Origin of the sequence: Paenibacillus tabacirhizosphaerae (assembly GCF_040812395.1) — a bacterium.
Lineage (GTDB): Bacteria > Bacillota > Bacilli > Paenibacillales > NBRC-103111 > Paenibacillus_E.
Genome location: NZ_JBFNXH010000006.1, coordinates 1,626 through 25,714, shown reverse-complemented (window position 1 = coordinate 25,714; position 24,089 = coordinate 1,626). Strand labels below are relative to the sequence as shown.

Below are 24,089 nucleotides of genomic sequence, written 5' to 3'. Positions count from 1 at the left end.
ATTGTCATTATAAAACCAGTTATTTAAAATGAATATGATAATATTTTGTATCTGATATCGTAATATTGTCATTTTGGAAGAGGGGGAGAGCGTGATGTACAGACATGTCATGCTGCCTACACTGCAGCAGTCATCCTATTTTATTTTTCCGGAATCCGTCGGCTGGTACAACCAAACGCCGCATCATGGCGTTGACCGGGCGGAGGGGGTTTGGACGAGCTATAGCTTGCATTTTATTATTTCCGGCAAAGGCTATGTCGAGCTGGACGGCACCCAGCACCTGCTGCAAAAAGGCGATGCCTTCTTATATTTTCCATATCAAAGGCAGAAATATTACAGCAGTAAAGATGACCCTTGGAATGTGCGGTGGGTTCATTTCTATGGCGATCATCTGAAAGAGTTCTTGCTGGAGAAGGGATTTCTGCGTAATTTGTGGTCGCTCAAACGATGGAGTGAATTAGAGGAAGCCTTTCATGAGCTGTTAGTAGAAGCGGAAGCGAATCATATTCTCCGCACGACGAAGCTGTCGACGCTGACTTATATGATTTTAAGCGAATTTATGAGCTATGCGGCGCCCTTAACGAGTAACAGGGGGATGGAGTCGATAGATCGCATACTTGCCCTGCTTCCTTCTATGCAGCAGAAGGCTTGCGAACCATTCGCGCTGGAGGAATGGGCTGAACTGGCTGGCGTTACGCCCCACTATTTCTGCAAATTGTTTCGCAAAGCGATGTCGATGACGCCGCTCTCGTTTATCACGCTGTGTCGTATTCAGTTTGCCAAGCAGCGGCTCATTGAGAAAGAAGAGTGGCATATCAAAGACATTGCGAAAGAAGCGGGCTATGCCAGCGCAAGCTATTTCAACCAGCGCTTTCATGATCATGAAGGCATGACGCCGAGCGAATTTCGAAGCTTGTATGTCAAGGGCTTGTCCTGATGTGACGGATATATGAATAGGTTCTATTCATGCAGCAAACCGAACCTGCTTTACGATAACTCGCAGGAGCAAGGGTACTACAAAAAGTTAGTACTTCTAGAAATTGGGTTAATGAGGTAACCTACCTTATAGAGAAAATAAGGGGGCTGGATATGAACACCAAAATTCCTTTTGCGAAAAACTGGCTGCTGCATCTAATCATTGTTGTGTATGCAGGTTTGTGGATCTGGCTGGCGATTGCACCTTACAGCAGATTCGATTGGGTGTTGGAAAATTTGTTGATTTGGGCGGTATTGATCGCGCTTGTCAGCACCTATTATCATTTTGCCTTTTGCAACTTGTCGTACGCGCTTATTGCAATATTTTTGCTTTTACATACAGTTGGGGCTCATTATTCGTACAATGAGAATGTTGTTGATATCTGGTTAAAGCAGATTTTTCATACGGAGCGTGACAATTATGACCGGTTGGTTCATTTCGGCTATGGATTGCTCTTGGCGTATCCGATTCGTGAGGTCATGCGCGCTTGGACCGCGTTAGGGTCGAAATGGCTGTATGTGATTACGTGCACGATCGTATTGGCTACGGGCGCATTATATGAGCTGATCGAAATGTGGGTAGCACATATCGTTGCGCCTGAGATCGGAACGATGTTTCTGGGGATACAGGGTGACCCTTGGGATTCTCATCATGATATGGAACTTGCGCTTTATGGGGCGGTTCTAGCCATGGTGGTGAATGCCGTATGCAAAAGAATCTGGATTTATAAAAAAATTAGAAAATGAGTCGATTTTAAATTATGATCACTAAAGACCGTATCCAAAGCTGTTTGAGCTTAGGTACGGTCTCTTTGTCTGTGGCGTGGGACGTATACGGTTCTATCCATGCATAAAAATTCCATTGCATCAGATAATAAAAGGAACTATATGGATGAATGTGGAGACGACCGATGCAATTTTCTAGCTGGTTTGGCAGGAAGAAGTACCATTCGCCCAAAGAACAATACAATCCGAGGCCTAACGACCTTATAAGTACATCATTGCCGGAAAATATACAATACGCACATACTACATTCACCCAGGCTCCTGATCTTATTGTGCGGCAATTTACAATTAAACAGACAGGGGATCAGGCAGCGCTTATCTATCTAAATGGACTTACCGATAAAAACGCGATTAATAACAACGTGCTTCGTCCGCTTCAATATGAGCTGGGAAGTGTGAGCGCTGGCGGCGAACTCACCTTAATGGTTGGACAAGTCAATAAGCTGCATACATGGTCGCATATCGAGTCTGCTTTTTTTCAAGGCAGCAGCGTTCTGCTAGTCGATGGAAGCAAGGAAGCTTATGCCTTAGGAACGCAAGGTTGGCCGCAGAGGGCGATTGAAGACTCGCAGCTTGAGGTTTCTTTAAAGGGAGCGCATCAAGGATTTGTTGAAACCGGCACTCAGAATATCGCCTTAATCCGTCGCTATATTCCCAACCGTGAACTGAAAATAATAGAACTAGTAGTTGGTGCAAGAGGGCAGTCCCTCGTATCTATTCTCTATCTGGCCGATGTTGCGCATCCGGATGTACTGCAAGAGCTGAAAGACCGGATTCAGCAATTAGATGTCGATATCCTCATGAACGCAGGCGAGTTGGCGGAGTATATCGAGGACAATCCATTCTCTCCATTCCCGCAATTTATTTTGACGGAACGGCCGGATGCCGCCGCTTCGCAAATTTTGCAGGGAAGATTCGTGGTTGTCGTAGACCGATCGCCGAGTGTGTTGGTTGCCCCGGTGACCTTTGCTTCTTTTTTTCAAAACATTGACGATTACAGCATCCGCTGGTCGATCGCTACGTTTATGAGGCTGCTAAGGTATTTCGCGTTTTTCGTTGCCGTTTTTTTGCCTGCGTTCTATATCGCGGTCCTTTCCTATCACTTTGAGATTATCCCGATTAAGTTGCTGCTCACTATTGGGGAGTTCCGAGGGCGCGTGCCGTTCCCGCCGTTTGTGGAAGCTGTCATTATGGAGATTACGCTTGAAATGATGCGGGAGGCAGGGGTGCGGCTCCCTGCTCCGGTCGGGCAAACCGTAGGCATTGTCGGGGGCATCGTCATTGGCCAAGCGATCGTACAGGCAGGGCTGATTAATAATATTATGGTAATTGTTGTCGCTTTCACCGCTATCGCTTCTTTCATCCTGCCTAACTATGACATTGTCGCCGCCGTCCGGCTCATTCGCTTCGCGATGATGCTCGCTGCCGCGATGTTTGGCTTTGTCGGCATTATTGTCGGGATGATGACGATGATCGGGCATCTGATTGCGCTTGAATCGCTTGGAACGCCGTACAGTTCTCCGTTCGCACCAGTACGGTTTGCCGATTTGAAAGATACTTTCGTCCGTTTGCCGCTATGGAAAATGGTGAAGCGTCCTTTAAGCGCAAGAGCGATTCAATCCGACAGGAAAGGCTCGAATCGTCCTAAAGGCGATGGGAATTAATGGGGATGCACGATCATTTCCAGTGGAGGAAGAACCTATGAATCAGCGGCTTCGGTATGCTTTGCTCATCCCGATAGTTCTAGTCATCGTTACGGGTTGCAGTGATCGGCTGGATTTGGAAGATGGAACCATCCCCCTGTTAGCAGGCTATGATCTCGATAAGAATAACAACTTCCTCTCTTATGCGGTAAATCCAGTGTTCAGCAAGAATATCGAGAAGAAAACGCAAGAAATCGGTTTGCAAGCACAGACGCTTCGTCAATCGAGAGGAGAGGCGGACGCCTTTACGGCGGGCACTTTCCAAGGCAGCAAATTTCTTGTCAATCTTGTCAGCAAACGCCTTCTGCAGCAACCAGGCTGGTTTCAAATGATGGATGTCTACTTTCGTGATCCGAAAGTTCCCTTGACGGCAAGATTCGTCGTTTACGACGGACCGCTTTCTGAAATTATTTATTTAAATCCGAGCGACCAGCCATCACTGCCTTTGTTGCTGAGGGGGATGATCGATACGAAGAGCGCCAGATCGGAAACGGTAAAGACGACTACGCAAGAGCTGCACCGGCAAATGAATGAGAAGGGGGTGACGCCCTCTATCGCCGAAATTAAACTGGAGAATAAAGAAATTAAGCTCAGCGGAACGGTCCTGTTGGATCATAAGGGCATCTATGTACTTTCTTTGAACATGCCGGAAACCATCTTATTGAGAATCTTGCAAAATAAAGCGAAAAAGTCCGTGAGCTTAACGCTTTCCATTCCCGGCCAACCGAAGAGCAGTCCATTTGCCGCAGATAAATTAAGCATAGCTACCGGAAAAGTAAAGACGAAAATCAAGACCTTCTACCGTCAGGGCAAATTTCGATTCGATTTCAAAATTGATGTGCCTGCTGAGCTGACGGAACGCTTTTTCCCATATGATATGCAAAAGGATGGACAGCAGTTAGAGGCACAGATCGCTGAACAAGTGCAAAAGCAATTGGAGAGCCTCATCCATAAAATACAGGAGCACAAAATCGATCCGATCGGGTTGGGACTCTATGCGCGGGCTCATGCCTACATCCCATACATGGAAGTAGAAGATCACTGGGGAGAAGCGCTCGCCAAAGCGGACATCCATATTGCCGTGAGGGTAACCCTGACCAGTTCGGGGCCTGTGAAGTAACCTAGTTGTGTTCATCGGTACGATGATTTGTCTGAAGGGTGATAGCATGAAAAAGTATGGGCTGAATGAGATTACCATCATGCAGTTTATTTTCATAAATTTTGGCGTTCAAAGCAGCATTGGTTTACTGGCATTGCCGCAAGTATTAGCCGATCGGGCAGGTACAGATGGCTGGATGGGGATTCTCATCGGCTGGATCTTCTCCACAGGGGCTAGCCTGGTCATTATTCAAGTGATGAAGAAATACCCGGACGGTACTTTACTTGATCTATTGACACACTATTTGGGTGAGTGGGCAGGCAAAGCGGGAGCGATTCTTTATGCCCTCTATTTCTTGCTATACGGATATCTGGGGCTTGTAAGAACGGTTCTTTATACGAAGGCATGGCTTTTGCCGCAAACTCCGGGCTATATCACAATGTTGTTGCTTCTTATTCCCACTTACACGATTGCTCGTAATGGGCTTCGAATCATAGGCAGGTATGTAGAGCTTGTTATTTTTCTCTCTTTATGGATACCGTTTGTTTATTTATTGCCTCTCAAGGACGCCCACTGGCTGCATCTGTTCCCTATCTTCAAGGAAGGATGGAGACCGATATGGTCAGCGTTTCAAGCAACGATTCTTTCTTATTTGGGATTTGGAGTAACGTTATTTTTGTATCCGTTTTTGCAAAACAAGCCCAAAGCTTCAATCGGCATTGCGATCTCCAATGCGATGTCGATGCTCTTGTTTTTGTTCATTACCCTTGTCTGTTTCGCCTATTTCAGTCCGGACGAAATGAAAGCGTACAACGAGCCCGTGGTCAATGTGCTGAAAACGATTGAGTTCAAGTTTATAGAACGGATTGAAATGCTGTTTATCGCCTTCTATTTATTTATATTTTCATTTTCATGGATACCCACCATCTATATAAGCGTATTTTGCACAAGCTGGCTTTTCGCAAAGCAGGATCACCGCAGTCATTTGAGGGTGCTGTGGCTAGCACTTGCCTTGGTCGCGTTTTTCTATATACCAACTTTTAACCAGAGTGATCGATTGGATAAAATTCTTACTAAGGCTGGTTTATGTTTTGAATATGCATTTCCTGCTTGTTTACTTATTTATATATGGATTCATGATCGTCTGGGTTGGAGGAAGTAGGTATGAACAAGCGGTTGTTGCGGTTGTTGAATGTTATACTTATCGCTTGGATAGCCGTATTCGTTTCGGGGTGCAGTGACAGGTTGGATATGGAAGATTCAGCGATTTCCCTATTAATTGGCTATGATCTCGATGAAGATAATCAGATTCATTTCTTTACAATGAATCCTGCGTTCAGCAAATTTGCTACGAAAAAAACGCAAGTTGTTGAAGTGAAAACTATAACGACTCGTCAGGGAAGAGACCAGTTGGACGCTCAAACGGCTGGAGTTTTTCATGGAAGGAAGCTAGCGGTCGTACTTGTCAGCAAACGCATTGTGCAGCACGAAGACTGGTTCCGATTGATGGATGTCTTATTTCGCGACGGTAAAAACGCGGTGTCTTCAAAAGTCGTCGTTTACGATGGATCGCTATCTGAAATAATGAACTTAACGATGACGGACCAGCCTATGCTGCCCCTATTGCTGCGAGGGATGATCGACACGAAGAGCGCCAGATCGGAAACAGTAAATACAACGATGCAAGAGCTGCACCGCCAAATCTATGAGAAAGGGGGAACGCCCTCTATCTCCGAGATTCAATTGTACAAGGGCAAGGCGATTAAGTTAAGCGGTATTGCACTATTGGATCACAGAGGGAAATATGTCACTTCGTTAAGCGCCAAGGAAACCGTTCTATTGAAAATTTTGCAAAACAATGCGAAAAAATCCTTTAGCATGACGCTATCCATTCCGGGCGAATCGAAGACGGGGCCATTCCATACGGATAAATTAAGTTTTGCTTCAAATAAAATAAAAACGAAAATCAAGACCGTCTACCGCGAGGGCAAGTTTCAGTTTGATATGAAAATTCAAATGCACGTTGGACTGTCGGAGCATTTATTTCCTTACGATGTGAGAAATCAAGGTAAAGAGTTGGAGCATAAAATTGCCGAACAAGTGCAAAAGCAATTAGATCAGCTCATGAAGAAGATCCAGGAGCATCAAATCGATCCGATCGGGCTTGGTGTTTATGCGCGTGCCTTTGAATATGAGCAATACAAAAAAGTGGAGGACCATTGGGGTGAAGCGCTCGCCAAAGCAGACATTCATGTTACGGTGAAAGCAGCCATTGGCAGTATGGGGGCCGTAAAGTGATTCTTGTAAGCGCATGAGCGTTTCAACATAGATAGAGAAGCAAGGCTCAATTGCCTGAAGGGTGTTGAATGATGAATAAATATGCGTTCAATGAGATTACGTTCATACAGTATATTTTGCTCACTTCCGGTATGTCCTTGAGTGTTGTTTTTTTGACAGTACCGCAAGTACTAGCCGAAAAAGCAGGAACGGATGGCTGGATCGCGCTCCTGATAGGCTGGATCATTTCTGTAGCGGCAAGCTTGGTCGTTATTCAAGTGATGAAAAAATGCCCTGACGGAACCTTGTTAGATCTATTGACGCGGTATTTGGGCAAATGGGCGGGTAGAGTGGCAGCTATTCTATTTGCCCTTTATTTCTTCTATTACGGATACACCGGGATGGTTCTGACGGTTCTGGTTACGAAAGATTGGCTTTTGCCGCAAACTCAGGCCTATTTGATCATGCTGCTGCTGCTTGTTTCCACTTATCTTATTATACGCGGCGGAATGCGCAGCGTGGGCAGATACGCAGAGATCGTTATTTTCGTCTCCTTGTGGATACCGATTGTTTATTTACTCCCATTGAAGAACGCACACTGGCTCTATCTGCTCCCCGTGATCAAGGAAGGATGGAAACCTGTATGGACAGCTGTCCCCTCCACGTTCTTTTATTATCTTGGCTTTGCAACCTCGTTTATTTTTTATCCGTTCTTGAAGGATAAGCAAAAGGCTTCTATCGGCATTGTCACCTCCCTTACGCTGACGTTGCTTGCCTATTTGTTCATTACGCTTGTCTGCTTCGTCTATTTCAGTCCTGACGAAATAAGGGTGTTTAACCAGCCAGGAATTAGCGTATTGAAGTTAATCGAGTTTAAGTTTTTAGAGCGGATCGAATTGCTATTTATCGCGTTTTACATCCTCATTTTTTCATTAGGATGGTTACCCTCTATGTATGCGAGCTTGTTCTGCACAAGCTGGCTGTTAGGAAAGAAGGAACACCGTGGTCATCTTCGGCTGTTTTGGCTGGTTATTGCCATAGGCACGTACTTCTTCATGCCTACTAACAATCAAAGTGATAAGCTCAATGCGTTTCTCGGTAAGATCGGTTTAGGTTTCGAATATGTATTTCCCGTTTGTTTACTTATTTATTTATGGATACATGATCGTTTTGTGTGGAGAAAGAACGAATGAGCAAGCGGTAACCGTAGGTTTCCCAATAGGATATAGAGATGGCATTGTGATAAAATAAAAAGATGTTGAAGAAAATGTTGGAAGTACGGATGGAGGTTATTGGATAAAATGGCGGAGGAACTTCAAAGTACACTTTATATGTTCGTTGGTTCTTATACGAATGAGCAATGTGCACAGGGGATTGGTCTATATGCTTTTGATCGGCAACGTGGGGAAATCAAGCTTGTTGAGCCGTATAGCGACCTTCCAAATGCATCATTCCTGACGATAAATGAAGCGTGCACCAAGCTGTATGCGGTTAGTGAGACCGAAGCATACAATGGGTTATTTGGCGGTTCGGTTGCCGCTTATGACATCGAAGCGGGTACAGGAAAGCTGACGAAGCTGAATCAAGTGCCGACCCATGGTTCGGCTCCTTGCTATGTCAGCTTGGATCAAATGGGCCACATGCTGCTAGTGGCGAATTACGGAAGCGGCAGCGTCACGGTATTCCCGATTGAAGCGGACGGAAGGCTTGGCGAGCGCTCGCAATTAGTGAAGCATGAGGGCGAATTAGGGCCCCATGCGGATCGCCAAGAGGCTCCGCATGCGCACTCGGTTGATGCGTTGCCGAACAACCGCTACGCGTTGTCTGCCGATCTGGGGCTCGATCGGCTTGTTATTTCAGCGATTGACGCGGAAAGCGGCTTGTTGGCGCCCCACGGGGAAGCGCATCTGAAGCCGGGCTCAGGCCCGCGGCACTTTGCCCTTAGCGCGGATAGTCGTTACGCGTATGTGGTTGGCGAGCTGGATTGCACCGTGACAGCGATGGAACTTGATGCGGCCGCTGGAACGTTGACCGCGGTTCAGACGGTTTCGTCGCTGCCGGAAGGGCATGACATCGGCGATAATTCTGGCGCGGACATCCATCTTTCGGGAGATGGCCGCTATGTATATGCTTCTAACCGCGGACACGATAGTATCGCGGTTTATGCGGTGGACAGGCAGCGCGGCACGCTGTCCCTGGTGCAGCTGCAGGCGACGCTGGGGCGGACGCCGCGGAACTTTGCTTTGACGCCGCAGGGGGATTACTTGCTCGCGGCGAATCAGGACTCGAACAGCATTACTGTATTCCGCGTCGATGCGGAAACCGGTAAGCTGGAAGAGACAGGGCAAACGGCAGAGGTATCGAAGCCGGTTTGCATGAAGTTCTTGTAAAGAAAAAGACCGTACGGGGCAAGCGCATGATGCGTTTGCTGCGTACGGTCTTTTTTCTGGTTGCGCCGCGGATGACGCAGCTCACGGCTTCCTGATCGAGCAGCCTGCCTCCACGGCTTAAGCCGTTAAGAAAATTTCCGCTATCCGCTTTCGGAACATGGTGCTATACTAGGGAATGTCCATTTCTTTGAACGCGCGTTTATGGCGTGGATGAGACCATATGTTAGATCGTAATTGTGATAGGAGGCTTGCAACCATGCAACCCGGTTTAGGCAATCTACTGGAGGATGAAGGGCTAACAGAAAAAAAACCAATAGCCATTCTATCCGCTATGTACAAAGGCAATTATTCAAAAATTGTATTATCGAGTTTGTTTTTTCTAATCAAGCATACGCCGACTTGGGTACTGCCGATCGTGACGGCCCGCATTATCAATTTCGCAAGCGAGCCTCAGAAGCATTCGCTCAAAGAACTATGGATTAACGTGATCGTACTGGCGGTCATCCTGATCCAAAACATTCCTACGAACACGCTCTATGTCAGTTACATGAGCAAGGCGATCCGCCATGTGGAGGCAAGCCTCAGAAGCACATTGATCCGGAAGCTGCAGCGATTATCGATGAGCTATCATGGCGAACTGCAGACCGGCAAGCTGCAGGCTAAGGTGCTTAGGGATGTAGAGGCCATCGAATTTCTCTCCAAGCAGATCATGGTTTCGATCATTCCCGCACTGGTCACCGTCATTGTCACTATCTTCATAACGCTCTATTACAGCCTGATCGTAAGCTTGTTCTTTGCGCTCACGATTCCGGGCCTGCTAGTCATTGTGTGGCTGTTCCGCCGCAAAATGGGCTCGACGAACCGTGAATTTCGTAAAGAAATTGAAGATATGTCCGGCAAAGTGTCGGAAATGATGGAAATGATTCCGGTCACCCGTGCGCATGGGCTGGAAAAGGTGGAAATTAAGAAAATTGATTCTACGCTGAATAATTTGCGCGGCAAAGGCTATAAACTGGACATTCTGGAGGCGCTATTCGGTTCTTCCAACTGGGTGACGATTCAGATCTTCCAAGTCGGCTGTCTTATTTTTACAGGCTACCTGGCGTATAAAGGTCAGATACCGGTTGGCTATATTGTGATGTTTCAAGGATTTTTTAACATGATTATGATGGGGGTCACCTCCATATTGAATGTATATCCGAACATTGCCAAAGGCTTTGAATCGATCTACTCGGTGACGGAAATCTTATTCTCCAAAGATACCGAAGAATATGTTGGCACCAAGAAGCTGGAGCGTGTGCAAGGGGAAGTCCGTTTCGATCAGGTCGGGTTTCAATATCGCGAGTCTCCTAAGCATGTACTGAATAATTTGAGTCTGGACGTCCGGGCGGGAGAATGCATAGCTTTCATCGGGGAGTCAGGCGCAGGGAAATCGACGATTCTGAACCTGCTGATCGGATTTTATAAGCCAACGCAAGGAAGCATTTGGATTGACGGTGTTCCGATGGAGGAGCTGGATATACGCAAATACCGCAAATCGCTTGCGGTTGTGCTTCAGAACAACATTCTGTTTTCAGGGACGATTCGCGAAAATATAACGTACGGACTGAAAGATATCACCGATAAAAAGTTGTGGGAGGTCATTGATATGACGAACCTGCGCGAAGTGATAGAAAGTCTTCCGGACGGTGTGGAAACCCGCATTGGCGAGCATGGAGGCCGTTTATCCGGCGGACAGCGGCAGCGGATGGCAATTGCCAGAGCTTTGGTGCGTGATCCGTCCATCATTATTTTGGATGAGGCGACATCGGCGCTGGATAATAAATCTGAGCTCCATGTGCAAACGGCGATGAAACGGCTTATTGAAGGGCGCACGACTTTCATCGTCGCACATCGCCTATCGACGATCCGGGACGCGGACCGCATCGTGGTGATGAATAAAGGCCAGATTGCGGAAATGGGCTCCTATGAGGAACTGATGGAGAAGCGCGGTGAGTTTTATAAATTAAAGGCACTTCAAGCTTAGGTCCCGGACGCGAGATCGAAGCTGGAGATGTAAATGTTGTGCAGGAATTTCGTGTTGTGAATGCGTGTTACACGAATGGTTAGCCGTATTTCGGACGATGCGGCAGCGGATGTCGGCATCCTGGCGCTGGATTTGATTCTTCAGCCGCTCAAGATGTGGAATATGTCGCTGAAAAACTCGCTGAATGCGGTTGGCGACACGAAGCATGTGATGAATATTAGCATGATCTTGATGTGGGTTGTTGCGGTTGGTCGCACGTATCTCCTCGCCTTAAAGTTCGGTTGGCTGCTTTACGCTGTGTATGCGGCAATAATTCTCGATGAGGGGATTCGCGGTGTTCTCGTTCAGCATCGCTGGATATCACGTAAGCGGATGCTGAAAGAGACTGAAGGATCTGGTGTGTCAACTAGTCCAGCATTGCAAGTATAGAAGGAATGCCAAAAGCCTCGAGAGAGGCTTTTGTTATGCCGTCGCTTTGGATGAGCCGATAGATTTGGAGGATTGTGCAGGTGCCTTTGATGCAAAGATGGCATTGTGCGAACGGTCGGAAATGAGCTGATGGTTGCGTTAGTTGCTATAGATGCGCTGGATGCGCTAGTGTGTTGAACGGGATAGAAGTGTTAGCTGAGCAAGATGTTCTAGATGCGTTGGATGTGTATACCGCTAGATGCACTAGCATCCACTATATGCGAAAGTTGCACTAGTTGCAGCATGAGCGGAACGTAGATGCTTTATCGTTCTGTAAACATGCTAATTTGGTACTTTCGCGGAACGTCAGTTCGTTATTTATGAGAAACAGTGAATTTCCAGTTACCATCTAGCAATATAGCGCACCATAGTTCCTCTTTGCGGGTGAATCTAGTGTTACTTAGTGGAATAGAGAATTGTCGTTCCGCCACTCACCCTAGCTGCCCAGCTCAAGCTGCCTTCGCACCCAACTCCTGCTCCAACCTGGGCTCCTTTTATCGCAAAAATTAGTTGCACTTGCAACCGATTGCGCGTATGATGAAATAGTGGCAAATGCAACGATTTCCTATATGGATCGCGAACAGGGGGGTTCACATGATAGATGCTAAAAATTCGATACCCAGATGGGTATCGCTACTTTATCGTTATGGGCAAATGTACATTGGCGAACACTTGAAAAATTACGACATTGGCAGAGGGCAGCATATTTTCTTGAATGCACTGTACAAGGAAGACGGTCTGACTCAGGAAGAGTTGGCCGAGTATTTGAAAATAGATAAAGGCACGACGGCAAAAGCGTTAAAGAAGCTGGAGGAGCAAGGCTACATAACGCGGACCGTTAGTAGAAAGGATAAGCGCTGCAACGAAGTGCATTTGACCGAGAAAGCGCTGCTGATCAAGGACGATGTTCGCAAAGTACTTGTCGATTGGCGGGAACGCTTAACATACGGGATGACAGAGGAAGAGAAGGAAATGGCGCATTCGATTCTGGAGAAAATGGGGAACAATGCAGCGCGTTTCGCAGAGGAGCAGGTGGAGAAATGAATTTACGACTTGCGGGAACGACCTTTATCGATCGGCATTTTCATGCGTTGACGCATCGCAATTATCGCTATTTATGGCTGGGGCAGTGTGTGTCACTCATCGGCACGTGGATGCAAAATATCGGGCAATCCTGGCTCGTGCTCACGATAACGGGATCCCCGTTTAAGCTTGGCGTCGTAGGCGCGTTTCAGTTTATGCCGATCCTTTGTTTCTCCTTGTTCGCAGGGATTATCGTCGACAAATTTCCGAAGAAAAATATTTTGCTCGTCACGCAGACGGTATCGATGATCCTCGCTTTCACCCTTGCGATACTTGTGCTGACGGATTCAGTGAAATACAGCTATATTTTGGTGCTTGCACTGCTGCTCGGGCTTAACAATACGCTGGATATGCCGACGCGGCAGGCATTTAATATTGAAATCGTGGGCAAAGAAGATTTGATGAACGCCATCGCTTTAAACTCAACAACGTTCAATATGGCGCGGATTGTGGGTCCATCCATTGGCGCCGTAATGATGGCGCTGCTCGGCGCAGGCTGGTGCTTTCTTTTGAATGGGATCAGCTTTATTGCTGTGCTGTATGGATTGCTGCATATTAAAGCCGCCCCGTATGTGCGGAAAAAAAGGTCAAGCGAAGGCGTGTTGAAAGAAATCAAAGACGGGATTGTCTACATCGCCAGAGATCCGCTGCTGGCCCAAACCGTACTGCTTGTCACAGTGATTGGAACGCTCGCTTTTAACTTTAACGTACTCATCCCGGTGTTCACGAAAAATGTGCTGCACTTGGGAGAGACGACCTACGGAACGTTGATGTCTTGTTTAGGAATCGGTTCTTTTGCCGGGGCGTTGACGATGTCATTCCGCAAACAAGGACCGCGGATCATCATCAGCAGCGTATGCAGCTTGCTAGTGGCTATGTGCTTGATTTTCAATGGATTAAGCAGCTCCGCATGGCTGGTGGGGGTGCTGTTGGCGCTGACCGGATTTTTTAACATCATGTTTGCAACCAATAGCAACTCCAACCTGCAAATGCATGCCAAAGAGGAATATCGAGCGCGGGTAATGAGTGTGTATTCCCTCGTGTTCGCAGGATCTACACCGATTGGAAATTTGTTTGCGGGCTTCATCGCCGACCGGTACGGGGCGAACGGTGCCTTTCTCAGCTGCGGCATATTAAGTGGACTGCTTTGTTTGCTAATCATTTGGAAATTTAAAAAAGGGCCTAAAAAAAGATTGCTGGAAGAAGCCGCCGTCTAATCCTATATCTCATGAAAACCAAGCGTTCGATAGCTTGGTTTTTTGCATAGTTCCTCGTCTCGGTGGCTTTCGCGATTGCGGCAAGCGCGTCTACCCGTCATTCTGTTCCCCATCTTCTGGCGAAGATTTAATACGACCGGCGCGGTGCCCGGCATGTTAACAGGACTGTTAAGCGCGGATTCGTTGAAAAGTAGGAAATTAGACTCATTTTTTCGGGAATATCCAAATATTAGGTTGTCAACTTTCGACCTATCCACTACAATATGATGTAGATTCATGTCGGGAACGGGAAGGGAGAAGACGATGCTGGGATTTCTTAAAAAATGGAAGCGTATGCCGAAGCAGGTACCTGCCCAACCGGTGGATTATAAAACGATGGAAATCGATGTTGTTATTAAGTGTTTCGTATCGGATAAAGATAAACCGTTCCGGGTTATTTTTAAAGTTGAGAAGCAGGGTTCTTTTTTCAGCAAAGATATTTTTGTGAAACATGCGGATGCGAATACACCTTATGAGCTCGTACATAATTTCTCCACGCTGGGGATGGGGTACGAGGAGTTGAAGAAGTATGGAAGCACGGACCATGCGGAATACAGCTTTGCAACCTTGGAAGAGGCCAAGAAGGCAAAGGATACAACGGTCAGTTACATAAAATTTCTAATTCGCGAACATCACCAAGAGGCGCTCGCCAAAATTTCATAAGATGAAGAAAAGGAGCTTGCGAAAGTTATCGCTGGCTCCTTTTTCGTCTATTTCATCATGTCTTCCAGAATGGCTTCTGTTTTACGCTGCTGCCAGATTTCCTTCAATCGATACTGACGGAGCTTCGTAATCGTTACATACTTGGATTCAGCGCCTTTGAGTTCAAAGAAGACCTTGTTATCTTGAATCTGGCTGATTTTCCGCGTATTTACGTAACAGTCCGTGTTGACTTTAAAGAAGTCGAGATCTGAAGTGATTTCAACAATCTCCTCAGTCGACATGCGTTTCTTGATATGATAGTTTTTACCGTGAAAACTGACAAGTCCGCGTTCTCCGACCCGAAAGTACACAATATCTTTTTGGAGTACAAAGTCTTCATAGGTGTTTTTCATATCGAGCGCTACATTCATTGTTTGGCCCCCTCTTATACAATGTTAACGCTTACAACTGAGAACGCTTTCATTTTAACACAGTATTAACGTTTGGGAAAGGGTTTCCGGGCTAAAAAAATAAAGAACGAATTGCCTGCTGCAGCAAGGAATTCGTTTGAATTTGTATGTGGTTTAGCTTCAGTCGTGGGGTCTGTTACATTCGGCGTTGCGCCATGAAGCAAGTTGATGTCATCGACATAGCGAATCAATTCCAGCACCTTGGATGGAGCCAAATAATCGGTCATCCAGCCGCCAAACTCGGTTGTAATATTGAATTTGCCATCGCTGTACGCGCCAGCGCCGCCGAAGCCGGCAGTAATGGAACAGGCAGGAAGACAGCCTGCGAAATCCTTTTTCCCGGCAGGCGGTGGACAAAGCTTGATTTTACTTTCGAGGATCGGGCAGCTGCGGCGGTAAATGTCGTGCCCTTTATCAATTAGCAAGATGCGGGCTGAGGGATGGCGAAGCGTCATTTCATAGCATGCAAAAATTCCGGCAGGTCCAGCACCGACTACAATGAAGTCATAAGTACTCATTTCGATTCGATCTCCTTTTTTTAACGCATGAAAACGCAAAAAATCCCAGCCACACGGGTATGCCAAAGCGGCCCCGTCGTAGCTAGGAAGTTATGGCTCCCTCTAGAAACCCTTAAGCCAATTCTCAAGGATATACGAACGATTCGAGTCTATGTAGCTGTTTATTAATGCCTTGAATATCATAATACGAACATTAAATGATGTCAATGGTTTAATGTTCGTATATTTGCTTTTGCAATCAGTGCTTCTGACGGGGCGCGCAGTTGAGTAGAATGTGCAGTCTGTAAGTAGTACAATGGATAACGGTATTCATAGATGGAAATTAAAGAGCGGGCGTATACGGATGGGTTCATTTGGAGTTGGAGGGGTTAGATTAGCATGAAAGTTACTTTTTTTGGCTGCGGGGATGGATTTAGCGTTCTGCAAGGCCACAATAGCGCCATGTTTGAGTTCGAAGGCACACATCTGGCCATTGATTTTCCGGAATCCAATCATTATGCCTTGCATCAATTGGGCTTGTCCTTGAATCAAATCACGAACATTTTCATCACGCATCTGCATGAGGATCATATCAACGGACTGCAGAAGCTGGCTTTATTTCATCGCGTGTATCCAGGCAAAGTAAAGCCTAAGCTTTTTGTGCCCGGTGGCCTCGAAGAAGATTTATGGCAATGTCTGCGCCATGGTCTCGAATTGACAACGCGGGGGAAACGAACGCTGACCGATTATTTCGATATGGAACGTGTGGAAAAACATTTCTCGATAGCTGGCGTTACCTTTGAGGCGATCCCAACCCTGCATGTGCCGGGCATGCTAAGCTACGGGATCTTATGCAAACCGCATTTCTATTTCAGCGGGGATACAAGATTGGATACGAGCTACATTCGGAGCGTGGCAGATAATGTGCGCATGATTTATCATGAGTGCCACATGCAAAATGATGAGTTGCCATCGCATACGTCGCTCGCGGAGCTGCTCACTTTGCCTGAGGAGATTCAGGAGAAGCTGATTTTAATGCACTATGTGGACGATTATGTGGAACCTGGTGCGAGGGCGCAGTTTCATGCGTCACATAGGGTTCGGCTGGCGGAGCCCGTGTGGCGGTACAGATAACCCGACGCTCGGCTTCTTCAATACTGCAAAAGCGTCTTACGCCAAATTCATTGGCAGGGGCCTCTCATAAGCCATTTTCTTGACTTATGAGACAGCCCCATCCAAGTTCCGTTGAATCAGATGTTAAATCCGGGATGTGTCGCAAACGCATTATCAATGACAAGATTGCCCCGTTGGCGGGCACGCTCCCTCATAGCCGAAGTGGTGCGGGCGCCGGCCGCATAAAACCACCATAAGTACAGAGCCCCATACATCCACGCGCCTTCATAGCCCCAGTTGGAATCTGCTCCGCTTTTTCCGCCGCCGAAGACCGAACCAGCCGGGAAATTGGCATTGTGGCTTTTACCTCCCATATGGCGCGCTTCATGAATGAGCGTTTCTGCACGGCCGGGAACATCCTTAGAGTAGAAGAAACCCAAGTACAGCTCAACACGATCGTCTGTGAATGGCCCGTAATAGGATCTGGCAATCGCACTGCCGTCGCCGCATAGAGAACGCAAATCGTCAATATTATCCCGAACATAGCGTCGGCCCCAGTTGAGAATCGGGGAGCTCCAACTTTCATTCGAGTAGTCTTCCGCTGAATAAGTGAGCAAATAGCAAGCATTAAAAGCGCGTGCGAGCGGTTTGTTTGTATTGCACGGATCTTCCCAACCGAAACCGTCGTCCCAATAATCTTTATTTCCGCTGAAACCGTAAGTGTTCCAAAAATAATCGATATAAGCCTGATTGCAAATAATAGCTCCGTAAAAGTTATCCCCGCTTACATTTTTATCAGGAACCGTATATGTACAGCTTGCCATAAAATACCTCCTCAGGTGATGTTAGTTATGGAAAACAGCAGCTCATTATGAACCATTATACCGGCGGGGGTAACACATCTTTATCACGGTTGACAACATGAAGACCGCCTTCCGCTTGCGGCACTTTGCGTACATCCGTCCGTTTGATATCGAGAATGTAATGATCTTCCTCCGGGAGTGTTTTTAACAGCACTTCGTGCGCGTCTTTGCCGCCATATGTTAAATACCCTTGGATTGAAGCTCTTTTTACTGAAAAGTTGTCGTGAGCCGTGTGTCTAAGTAAAAGCGCTTTCGCATGTTCGTCGCCTGAAGCCGCTATCCGGGTAATCGCCTCGATCGCTGTAGTTCGAATAATGACTTCTTCTCCGACTGTGCTAAAACTGTGCGGATCATCCGATCTCTCCGGCGGGATCGCCTTTGCAACAATATCTTCCAGCGCTGTTAACGTCGACGGTTGTTTCAAATCATTCAACAACTGAACCAAAGACCAACGGTTCAAATATTCATCTTCCTGCAATTGATGGTATTCGGCCGAGATTAGCGCCGTGACTTCTTTGGCGGATCTTGACAGACCCGCTAAGGTTTTCTGGTATTTGTGGTCGGCATCCGCCCCTACGCGCCCCATTCCATTAACTGCTTCGGCGATCTTCTCATTCAGCGGATTGTCCGGGAAACTTTTGAAGCTGAACGCCTTCGACTTAATTTCCAGCGTGAGTGAATTGTCTTTCGCTACTTTCGGGGAATCATTCTTGATTTTACTCACAGGTATCCTCCTAATAAAATATTGCCAACCTAATAGCAGCGTTTTGTTACTGCAATTGAGGCTCAGACATTTCAAATATATGATGGTGAGAAATGATTATTCATCTAAAAAATGTTAGCAAAATCATGAAATTCAGTTTTTTTGCATCAACAAATGACACCAAAAAGAGCAACTTTTCTTATCTATGATGAAGGGAAAGTGAGTGATTGAGGTTATCTTTTGCGTACATGCACTTCTAGGCACCCACCCACATACACTAATACTAATCTCTGCGCGGAGGCTTCCGAAACAGCTATGATCCGCAAACACTAAAGGGGGGTGGCTGGTATGCCTGGATTGTTTAGTGCGATTGCCATATTAATTAAACAGCTAACCTTGCTCGTATCCTATGTCAAAAATAACGCGTTTCCGCAACCTCTCACCGAAGAAGAAGAGGAAAAGCATCTCAGGCTCATGGCAGAAGGTAATGATCACTCCCGGAACATGCTTATCGAACACAATTTAAGATTAGTTGCGCATATCGTCAAAAAATTCGACAACACAGGTGAAGATCTCGAGGATTTGATCTCCATCGGGACGATTGGATTGATTAAGGCGATCGAATCCTTCTCGCCGAATAAAGGGACGAAACTCGCGACGTTCGCCGCGCGGTGTATCGAGAACGAGATCCTCATGCATCTGCGTTCACTGAAGAAAACGCGCAAGGATGTGTCCTTGCATGATCCCATCGGAACGGACAAAGAGGGGAATGAAATTACGTTGATCGACATCCTCGGGACTGAAGCGGATGATGTCGTGGATAAGGTGCAGCTCAAGATTGAGAAAAGCAAAATCTATAAGAATTTAGATATATTGGATGAGCGGGAAAAAGAGGTCGTCGTGGGCCGGTTTGGGTTGGAGCTCGGCGGGGAAGAGCGGACGCAGCGGGAGATTGCGAAGGAGCTGGGGATTAGCCGCTCGTATGTCTCGCGGATTGAGAAAAGGGCGCTCATGAAGCTTTATCATGAGTTTTATAAGGCGAAGCGTTGATTTTTCATAGAGTTGAACAAAATGGGGCAACAAAATTTAAATTCGATCTGCCCCATTTTGATCATCTGCATCTTTTCGATTCGAATTCGTCTGTCGCGGTGGCAATTTCATACTACCTAACATACTTACTTGTTCTCTTTTCGGATTAGTTTCTTTAAAAGCACTCAATTTCTTGGCAAAATACTCGATCTTCCAGTTTTCAACAGATTACGGAACCACCTATCTTTATGTACCCACACATAACACATGTGGAGTGCCTAATATTGATGGTGCGAAATGAGATGTGACAGTACTGCTCAAGTCTAAAGTAAAGGAGACCTTGCTATATGCAAGGTCTCCTTTACTAAGCCTTGTACAACGGCGTCTGCCAAGTAAGCGAGAAGCGGTAAAGCATCCTAACAGCCCCAACTGAACAGCAAACTTTGGTAGATCAACAGAGCTTAAAGGGCGACTAACTCTGCGAGCTTGGCCGCGACGTCTGCCATTGGCTCTTCTGCAGTGTTCAAGCCGCTTCGTGATCCGAGCAAGGGACTGACTTCGCGGAGAGCTTCATACGTTGTATCATGCACAATCGGAACGAGCCGATCACCTGCAAGGAGTGCCGAAAGTTCTTTGTCGGCGATGCCCTCTGCTGGGAGGCGGCGTAGCAGTGCAGGGGTCACCAGCACAATTCCAACTCGCGAGTTAGCCAAGCCTTTGTCGATAGCGCGAAGCAACGGAACACCGAGGCTAACGTCTTTCTCGCTAAACCAGACGGAGACACCGTGTGACTCAAGCAGATCGTGCAACTCCTTTGCGGCTCCCTTCCGGTCGTCCCACGCATGGCAAAGGAAGACGTCTCGAAGGTCAGGTTGTTTTGCTAGGGTTTCGACGCTGTTGCGGATTGGTGTTAATGACCTAATTTCTTCAGAAGTGTACAATATGGACGAACCTACTCCTGACCAGCGTGGTTTTGAACTGCGGACGGAACCGCCGCCGCTGCTTCGACCCCCTCCACTTGTCAAGGACGAGGAGTAAGATGAGGGCGAGTACGAATTGTAGCCGCCACCACTACCATAGCGGCCATAACGCCCTCTGCACGCTGGGCAGTTGGCTGCGGCACTTGCTGAGCGATGTCCGTTTACTGGAGCTGTACATCTAGTCATGTCCCTACCTCCTAATTTGATTTTCCTAGTATTATAGTAATTTAAAACAGGAAAAAATTCCATATATTTGATGTGTTGTCGAATCTTGATTCGTAGAGCTGTCCCACCACGTTACTTTCCTGTTTTAACTGTAATAAATTCAGACGGGTGCTCATTCACCTCAGCAAGGAAACGAAGAACTGTATCATCGATAGTGTGGTAAAGCAGAGGGTCGAGTTGAAGGTGGGAGCGGCAATGCTCAATCTGCAAATAGTAGCGTAAGTGCTCCTCACATGTGGAGCGCCTAATAATAATGGTGCGGAAATGGAGATGTGACAGTGACTGCACTGAGGGATTTTGTAGTGTGTAAGGTCTCCCTTGCTATATTTATTGCTATAATAGTATTTTGTGTTTTATAAAGTGAGTTGTGAATCATTTTAGTTCTTGTGATCAAGTTACTACTGCATGGTATAAATGGAATAATACTTCGTATACTACAAGGGGTATAGTGTTTATGGAAAACAACGTTAATTTTTATTATGATGAATCTGAGCATAGTAGAAAAATTAATCATTCTACAGTTGTTTCTGATAATTACTACGATAATTTTGTTACAACAATTGTTGGATGGCGTACTGAAGATGAAAATTCTATATTTCAACGATATCTTGAGTTTGAAGAGAAGCTTTCAGACCGCAAATCAAATGGAGAGTTAAAAAGCTCGACATTGAAGACAAAACAATTAAAAAATGGATTGGCTTCTTTAAGCTCCGACAATTTAGCATTTATCCATGACTTTTTAGATGTGTTTGACAATCGCATCTTTTTGTATTTTTCTGTAACAAGCAAAATAGAATATATCGTAAACCAACTCTTTCTAAATTATATGAATAGTGTATTTGTAGATGCGGATGCCTTGAAGTATTCAATCGTTAAGGCAATAGTGATGTACAGACCACAGGAAATTATTAGTGGAATGTATGAAAACACAGGCGAATTGGTTCAGTTATTAAAAGCATTTTTCCATAAACGAATCGCTGCGAATCGAGCAAACACAAAATTGAAGAGGCACGAAACATCAGCTTTTTCGCAAATAGTAAGGTTACTTGAAGATATTAATGAGCACAGGGATATTAATTGGAACTATCGAATTGCTTTTGATGGTTTTAAAAAATATTTGTTAGAGAAAAATATTTCTAAATATGCGCTGTTTATTGATAAAGAAGGTGATGATAGCGATACGTTGAAAGCGGCAAAACAAGTAGGACTCTCCCCTGTTACAGAGGTTGATTCAAAAGAACATGTAGGGGTTAGGATGGCGGATATGCTGGCTGGTATAATCTCTAAATTGCTTAAATCTTTACATACTGAATTGCAATATGATTCCTTTGAAGATGGAGTCAATAAGAAAATATTAGGGGAAAAGTGGTTCGAATTAAATGATCGTCAACTCTATTTATATAAACGATTGTTACATGTCATATGCCGTTTGAATAATGCGTGGTATAAGGCTTTTTCAGGAAATTACTCAGATGACCTGATTGCTATTATTTCTTTGCTCGATTATATGAGTAGCTACAGGACAATTGATGATGTTAGAGCCATTGATAAAAAGATGCATGGCGAATACTTTAATACACTGGTATGTGAACGCTTAGCAAAACATTATGATGATATGAGATCAAAATTGCAGGTTGATCAGATAGCAGAGACTGATAAGGATTATTTTTTTAACCAAAGAGGAGGAAAAGTCTTCTTTGATTCGAGTAAGCAACCGCCATTAAGAATAAATGTTTTATGAAGGATGGGACTCCAGTGATTACAGTTAGTGAAAGTGAGGTTCCTGTTTGCTATAAGCTGCCCCAAGAATTATATGCGTGGGCAATGGACTGTGTAGCTCTAGCAAACATGGGGATTAGTAATTTTCCCTCAAAAGTAGCGATTACAAAATGTAATGACAGTTTTTATGCAGATTTTATAGTCTAATAGATTGAAGGAAGTATTTATTGATATGATTGAGATAAACATCTTCCACCAATGGAATACTAGCTTTTTAGAGCATCATTATTATCTATTCAAGGCATGTGGAGTGCGCGTGGTAAGGCTATATCGGGGAGACTAGTCGAATATTATTGTATATAACGCAGCCCTTTTTAAAGCTGAGAGGGCTATTTTTCATGCTCAAAAAAATTAATGCAAATTTCACTAATTTTGACTCGATTCGACAATATATCTCAAAGATAAGGAGACTTATGTACGATATAGTAGATTCTATTGGAATTAAATACCGAAAGGAGTCAGTATATGACTTGGAAGTGGAGAAAGAGAGTATCGACGCTTATAGTGAGTACAGTTTTATTTTCATTAATACCGTTTGGAGGTATTGCAGCATTGCCTCTAACAGAACCATTAGCTAGTCCTTTATATGAGTCGTTTGCTCCAATCACTTCCCAAACACCCAATAATTTAACGAATCCATCAGAGATTCTATTTTCAAACAAATCCTCAAATAATACGGATATATTTGCAAGTGCTATCAGTTCATTCAATCCCCATGAATCAAGTACTGTTTCATCAGTGACATACAATGATAAGAAATCCAAAATATTTAATCCTACGCAAGCGGTAAAAGAACTCATCAATAAACGCACAAGAAACAGTAAAACTTTCCTTAACAACGATGGAACAACAACAGTCCAGACTGCTACATATTCGCTACATTACTTTGATGGTCAAGCTTGGCAAGATATCGATAATACGATTCGACTAGATAATACTGACCCTAGTTTCGAAATGAGAGTCGTAAGCAATAATGATATCTCTTTCACGCATAGTGTACTGGCAAACAATTTTAAGGTGAAGCTCGATAGCCGTAGCAGCAAAGAATCAGTCACCTTCTCGGTGTATGATCAAGCTGTTACATATAAAGCTGAAGGGATGAACGATGTTACGGGAATCGTATATGGAAACACCATCACTTATCCGAATGCATGGCAGAGTACGGATTTACAGTATCAGGTGCAAAATGATCAGCTTAAGATGCAGATGATTCTTCAGGATAACAGGGCGCCAAAGATATTTTCATTTGAAATGAAAACAAAAGGTGTGAAACCTCGATTAAATTCTGATGGTTCTATTGATTTTGTAGACAAGAATGGGAAAGTCCAATTCAAGATACCGCAAATGTGGGTTCAGGATACTTCGAGTGATGCCAAGCGTTATGACAAGTTGAAGGTGGATGTGAAGCAGAAAGGGGACAAGACATTAATTGAGATGACGTTGGAAGATAAAGGGTTACAGTATCCTTTAGTTATTGATCCAACTACGGAAATGGTTATTATAGACTCAAGTTACTATAGTATGAATAGATATGTTTATGATAATTCGGGAAGATTACGATCATTTATTTTCTCCAAATATGGTAAAAGATTAGAACAAAATTGGACATATGATAATAATGGTAACACAATAAATAAAAATATTGATTGGTACAAGGAAAGTTTTGAAAGTGGTTCCTACGACGTAACAACTTTTAACTCGGGGTATCCAGACAAAGCGGGCAGC

General features: G+C 45.3%; 21 protein-coding genes, 2 pseudogenes and 1 riboswitch. Of the genes and pseudogenes, 18 read left to right on the top strand and 5 right to left on the bottom strand.

Annotated elements, in window-relative coordinates:
* Window positions 1-94 precede the first annotated feature (94 nt).
* From ABRS97_RS12615 to ABRS97_RS12550, 14 genes and pseudogenes are all read left to right on the top strand, one after another.
* Complete coding sequence (locus ABRS97_RS12615) at window positions 95-937, top strand: helix-turn-helix transcriptional regulator (RefSeq protein WP_367814332.1); 843 nt, start codon at window positions 95-97, stop codon at window positions 935-937.
* Window positions 938-1,089: 152 nt separating this feature from the next.
* A complete protein-coding gene (locus ABRS97_RS12610) occupies window positions 1,090-1,722 on the top strand; it encodes a DUF2238 domain-containing protein (RefSeq protein ID WP_367814330.1) in 633 nt (210 codons plus the stop codon).
* Window positions 1,723-1,886: 164 nt separating this feature from the next.
* Window positions 1,887-3,425, top strand: coding sequence for a spore germination protein (locus ABRS97_RS12605; RefSeq protein ID WP_367814329.1), 1,539 nt, complete (start codon window positions 1,887-1,889; stop codon window positions 3,423-3,425).
* 37 nt (window positions 3,426-3,462) lie between these two features.
* Window positions 3,463-4,584: a Ger(x)C family spore germination protein gene (locus ABRS97_RS12600; protein WP_367814327.1), complete on the top strand. Its 1,122-nt coding sequence runs from the start codon at window positions 3,463-3,465 to the stop codon at window positions 4,582-4,584.
* Between the two features lie 46 nt (window positions 4,585-4,630).
* On the top strand, window positions 4,631-5,725 hold the full coding sequence (locus ABRS97_RS12595) for a GerAB/ArcD/ProY family transporter (RefSeq protein ID WP_367814325.1): 1,095 nt from the start codon (window positions 4,631-4,633) through the stop codon (window positions 5,723-5,725).
* Between the two features lie 2 nt (window positions 5,726-5,727).
* Window positions 5,728-6,861: a Ger(x)C family spore germination protein gene (locus ABRS97_RS12590; RefSeq protein ID WP_367814323.1), complete on the top strand. Its 1,134-nt coding sequence runs from the start codon at window positions 5,728-5,730 to the stop codon at window positions 6,859-6,861.
* Between the two features lie 68 nt (window positions 6,862-6,929).
* Window positions 6,930-8,033 (top strand): GerAB/ArcD/ProY family transporter, encoded by a 1,104-nt coding sequence (locus tag ABRS97_RS12585; protein ID WP_367814321.1) that lies wholly within the window; start codon window positions 6,930-6,932, stop codon window positions 8,031-8,033.
* A gap of 108 nt (window positions 8,034-8,141) precedes the next feature.
* The gene (locus ABRS97_RS12580) at window positions 8,142-9,230 is read left to right on the top strand and encodes a lactonase family protein (protein WP_367814319.1); all 1,089 of its coding nucleotides are present in this window, start codon (window positions 8,142-8,144) and stop codon (window positions 9,228-9,230) included.
* A 256-nt stretch (window positions 9,231-9,486) separates the two neighbouring features.
* The gene (locus ABRS97_RS12575) at window positions 9,487-11,256 is read left to right on the top strand and encodes an ABC transporter ATP-binding protein (RefSeq protein ID WP_367814317.1); all 1,770 of its coding nucleotides are present in this window, start codon (window positions 9,487-9,489) and stop codon (window positions 11,254-11,256) included.
* A gap of 60 nt (window positions 11,257-11,316) precedes the next feature.
* Window positions 11,317-11,685, top strand: a complete 369-nt coding sequence (locus ABRS97_RS12570; protein ID WP_367814315.1) for a hypothetical protein — start codon at window positions 11,317-11,319, stop codon at window positions 11,683-11,685.
* 633 nt (window positions 11,686-12,318) lie between these two features.
* Window positions 12,319-12,768 (top strand): MarR family winged helix-turn-helix transcriptional regulator, encoded by a 450-nt coding sequence (locus ABRS97_RS12565; RefSeq protein WP_367814314.1) that lies wholly within the window; start codon window positions 12,319-12,321, stop codon window positions 12,766-12,768.
* Window positions 12,765-14,024: an MFS transporter gene (locus tag ABRS97_RS12560; RefSeq protein ID WP_367814313.1), complete on the top strand. Its 1,260-nt coding sequence runs from the start codon at window positions 12,765-12,767 to the stop codon at window positions 14,022-14,024. Before ABRS97_RS12565 ends, ABRS97_RS12560 begins: the two co-directional genes overlap by 4 nt.
* Before the next feature lie 50 nt (window positions 14,025-14,074).
* Window positions 14,075-14,201: pseudogene (locus ABRS97_RS12555) on the top strand (sodium:solute symporter family transporter); the annotation flags it as partial.
* 99 nt (window positions 14,202-14,300) lie between these two features.
* Window positions 14,301-14,726 (top strand): hypothetical protein, encoded by a 426-nt coding sequence (locus ABRS97_RS12550; RefSeq protein ID WP_367814312.1) that lies wholly within the window; start codon window positions 14,301-14,303, stop codon window positions 14,724-14,726.
* 47 nt (window positions 14,727-14,773) lie between these two features.
* Here ABRS97_RS12550 and ABRS97_RS12545 read toward each other — a convergent pair whose 3' ends face one another.
* Together ABRS97_RS12545 and ABRS97_RS12540 are read right to left on the bottom strand one after the other, a co-directional pair.
* A complete protein-coding gene (locus tag ABRS97_RS12545) occupies window positions 14,774-15,136 on the bottom strand; it encodes a LytTR family transcriptional regulator DNA-binding domain-containing protein (protein ID WP_367814311.1) in 363 nt (120 codons plus the stop codon).
* Window positions 15,137-15,294: 158 nt separating this feature from the next.
* A pseudogene (locus ABRS97_RS12540) lies at window positions 15,295-15,693 on the bottom strand (FAD-dependent oxidoreductase); the annotation flags it as partial.
* 59 nt (window positions 15,694-15,752) lie between these two features.
* Window positions 15,753-15,851, bottom strand: a riboswitch (purine riboswitch).
* Window positions 15,852-16,071: 220 nt separating this feature from the next.
* Here ABRS97_RS12540 and ABRS97_RS12535 point away from each other — a divergent pair.
* Complete coding sequence (locus ABRS97_RS12535; protein WP_367814310.1) at window positions 16,072-16,806, top strand: MBL fold metallo-hydrolase; 735 nt, start codon at window positions 16,072-16,074, stop codon at window positions 16,804-16,806.
* A 116-nt stretch (window positions 16,807-16,922) separates the two neighbouring features.
* Here the strand turns inward: ABRS97_RS12535 and ABRS97_RS12530 are convergent, their stop codons facing one another.
* Window positions 16,923-17,609: a hypothetical protein gene (locus ABRS97_RS12530; RefSeq protein WP_367814309.1), complete on the bottom strand. Its 687-nt coding sequence runs from the start codon at window positions 17,607-17,609 to the stop codon at window positions 16,923-16,925.
* A 55-nt stretch (window positions 17,610-17,664) separates the two neighbouring features.
* Window positions 17,665-18,372, bottom strand: coding sequence for a HEAT repeat domain-containing protein (locus ABRS97_RS12525; RefSeq protein WP_367814308.1), 708 nt, complete (start codon window positions 18,370-18,372; stop codon window positions 17,665-17,667).
* Window positions 18,373-18,699: 327 nt separating this feature from the next.
* Between ABRS97_RS12525 and sigK the strand changes: the two genes are divergently transcribed.
* Window positions 18,700-19,401, top strand: coding sequence for an RNA polymerase sporulation sigma factor SigK (gene sigK, locus ABRS97_RS12520; RefSeq protein WP_367814307.1), 702 nt, complete (start codon window positions 18,700-18,702; stop codon window positions 19,399-19,401).
* Window positions 19,402-19,841: 440 nt separating this feature from the next.
* On the opposite strand, the gene ABRS97_RS12515 is transcribed toward sigK, so the two are convergent.
* Window positions 19,842-20,546: a toll/interleukin-1 receptor domain-containing protein gene (locus tag ABRS97_RS12515; protein ID WP_367814306.1), complete on the bottom strand. Its 705-nt coding sequence runs from the start codon at window positions 20,544-20,546 to the stop codon at window positions 19,842-19,844.
* Window positions 20,547-21,039: 493 nt separating this feature from the next.
* Here ABRS97_RS12515 and ABRS97_RS12510 point away from each other — a divergent pair, with 493 nt between their 5' ends.
* Window positions 21,040-22,326, top strand: a complete 1,287-nt coding sequence (locus tag ABRS97_RS12510; protein ID WP_367814304.1) for a DUF3800 domain-containing protein — start codon at window positions 21,040-21,042, stop codon at window positions 22,324-22,326.
* Window positions 22,327-22,829: 503 nt separating this feature from the next.
* Window positions 22,830-24,089, top strand: a 1,260-nt coding sequence (locus ABRS97_RS12505) for a DUF7948 domain-containing protein (protein ID WP_367814303.1), incomplete at its 3' end; no start/stop codon positions are given.

Excerpts from the sequence above, each read along its gene's own strand:
- ABRS97_RS12605 (WP_367814329.1), top strand. The coding sequence starts at position 1,887 with ATGCAATTTTCTAGCTGGTTTGGCAGGAAGAAGTACCATTCGCCCAAA.
- ABRS97_RS12565 (WP_367814314.1), top strand. The coding sequence starts at position 12,319 with ATGATAGATGCTAAAAATTCGATACCCAGATGGGTATCGCTACTTTAT.
- ABRS97_RS12585 (WP_367814321.1), top strand. The coding sequence starts at position 6,930 with ATGATGAATAAATATGCGTTCAATGAGATTACGTTCATACAGTATATT.
- ABRS97_RS12510 (WP_367814304.1), top strand. The coding sequence starts at position 21,040 with ATGGAAAACAACGTTAATTTTTATTATGATGAATCTGAGCATAGTAGA.
- ABRS97_RS12600 (WP_367814327.1), top strand. The coding sequence starts at position 3,463 with ATGAATCAGCGGCTTCGGTATGCTTTGCTCATCCCGATAGTTCTAGTC.
- ABRS97_RS12530 (WP_367814309.1), bottom strand. The coding sequence starts at position 17,609 with ATGGCAAGCTGTACATATACGGTTCCTGATAAAAATGTAAGCGGGGAT.
- sigK (WP_367814307.1), top strand. The coding sequence starts at position 18,700 with ATGCCTGGATTGTTTAGTGCGATTGCCATATTAATTAAACAGCTAACC.
- ABRS97_RS12610 (WP_367814330.1), top strand. The coding sequence starts at position 1,090 with ATGAACACCAAAATTCCTTTTGCGAAAAACTGGCTGCTGCATCTAATC.
- ABRS97_RS12515 (WP_367814306.1), bottom strand. The coding sequence starts at position 20,546 with ATGACTAGATGTACAGCTCCAGTAAACGGACATCGCTCAGCAAGTGCC.
- ABRS97_RS12535 (WP_367814310.1), top strand. The coding sequence starts at position 16,072 with ATGAAAGTTACTTTTTTTGGCTGCGGGGATGGATTTAGCGTTCTGCAA.
- ABRS97_RS12575 (WP_367814317.1), top strand. The coding sequence starts at position 9,487 with ATGCAACCCGGTTTAGGCAATCTACTGGAGGATGAAGGGCTAACAGAA.
- ABRS97_RS12595 (WP_367814325.1), top strand. The coding sequence starts at position 4,631 with ATGAAAAAGTATGGGCTGAATGAGATTACCATCATGCAGTTTATTTTC.
- ABRS97_RS12615 (WP_367814332.1), top strand. The coding sequence starts at position 95 with ATGTACAGACATGTCATGCTGCCTACACTGCAGCAGTCATCCTATTTT.
- ABRS97_RS12550 (WP_367814312.1), top strand. The coding sequence starts at position 14,301 with ATGTCGGGAACGGGAAGGGAGAAGACGATGCTGGGATTTCTTAAAAAA.
- ABRS97_RS12580 (WP_367814319.1), top strand. The coding sequence starts at position 8,142 with ATGGCGGAGGAACTTCAAAGTACACTTTATATGTTCGTTGGTTCTTAT.
- ABRS97_RS12570 (WP_367814315.1), top strand. The coding sequence starts at position 11,317 with ATGCGTGTTACACGAATGGTTAGCCGTATTTCGGACGATGCGGCAGCG.
- ABRS97_RS12545 (WP_367814311.1), bottom strand. The coding sequence starts at position 15,136 with ATGAATGTAGCGCTCGATATGAAAAACACCTATGAAGACTTTGTACTC.
- ABRS97_RS12590 (WP_367814323.1), top strand. The coding sequence starts at position 5,728 with ATGAACAAGCGGTTGTTGCGGTTGTTGAATGTTATACTTATCGCTTGG.
- ABRS97_RS12560 (WP_367814313.1), top strand. The coding sequence starts at position 12,765 with ATGAATTTACGACTTGCGGGAACGACCTTTATCGATCGGCATTTTCAT.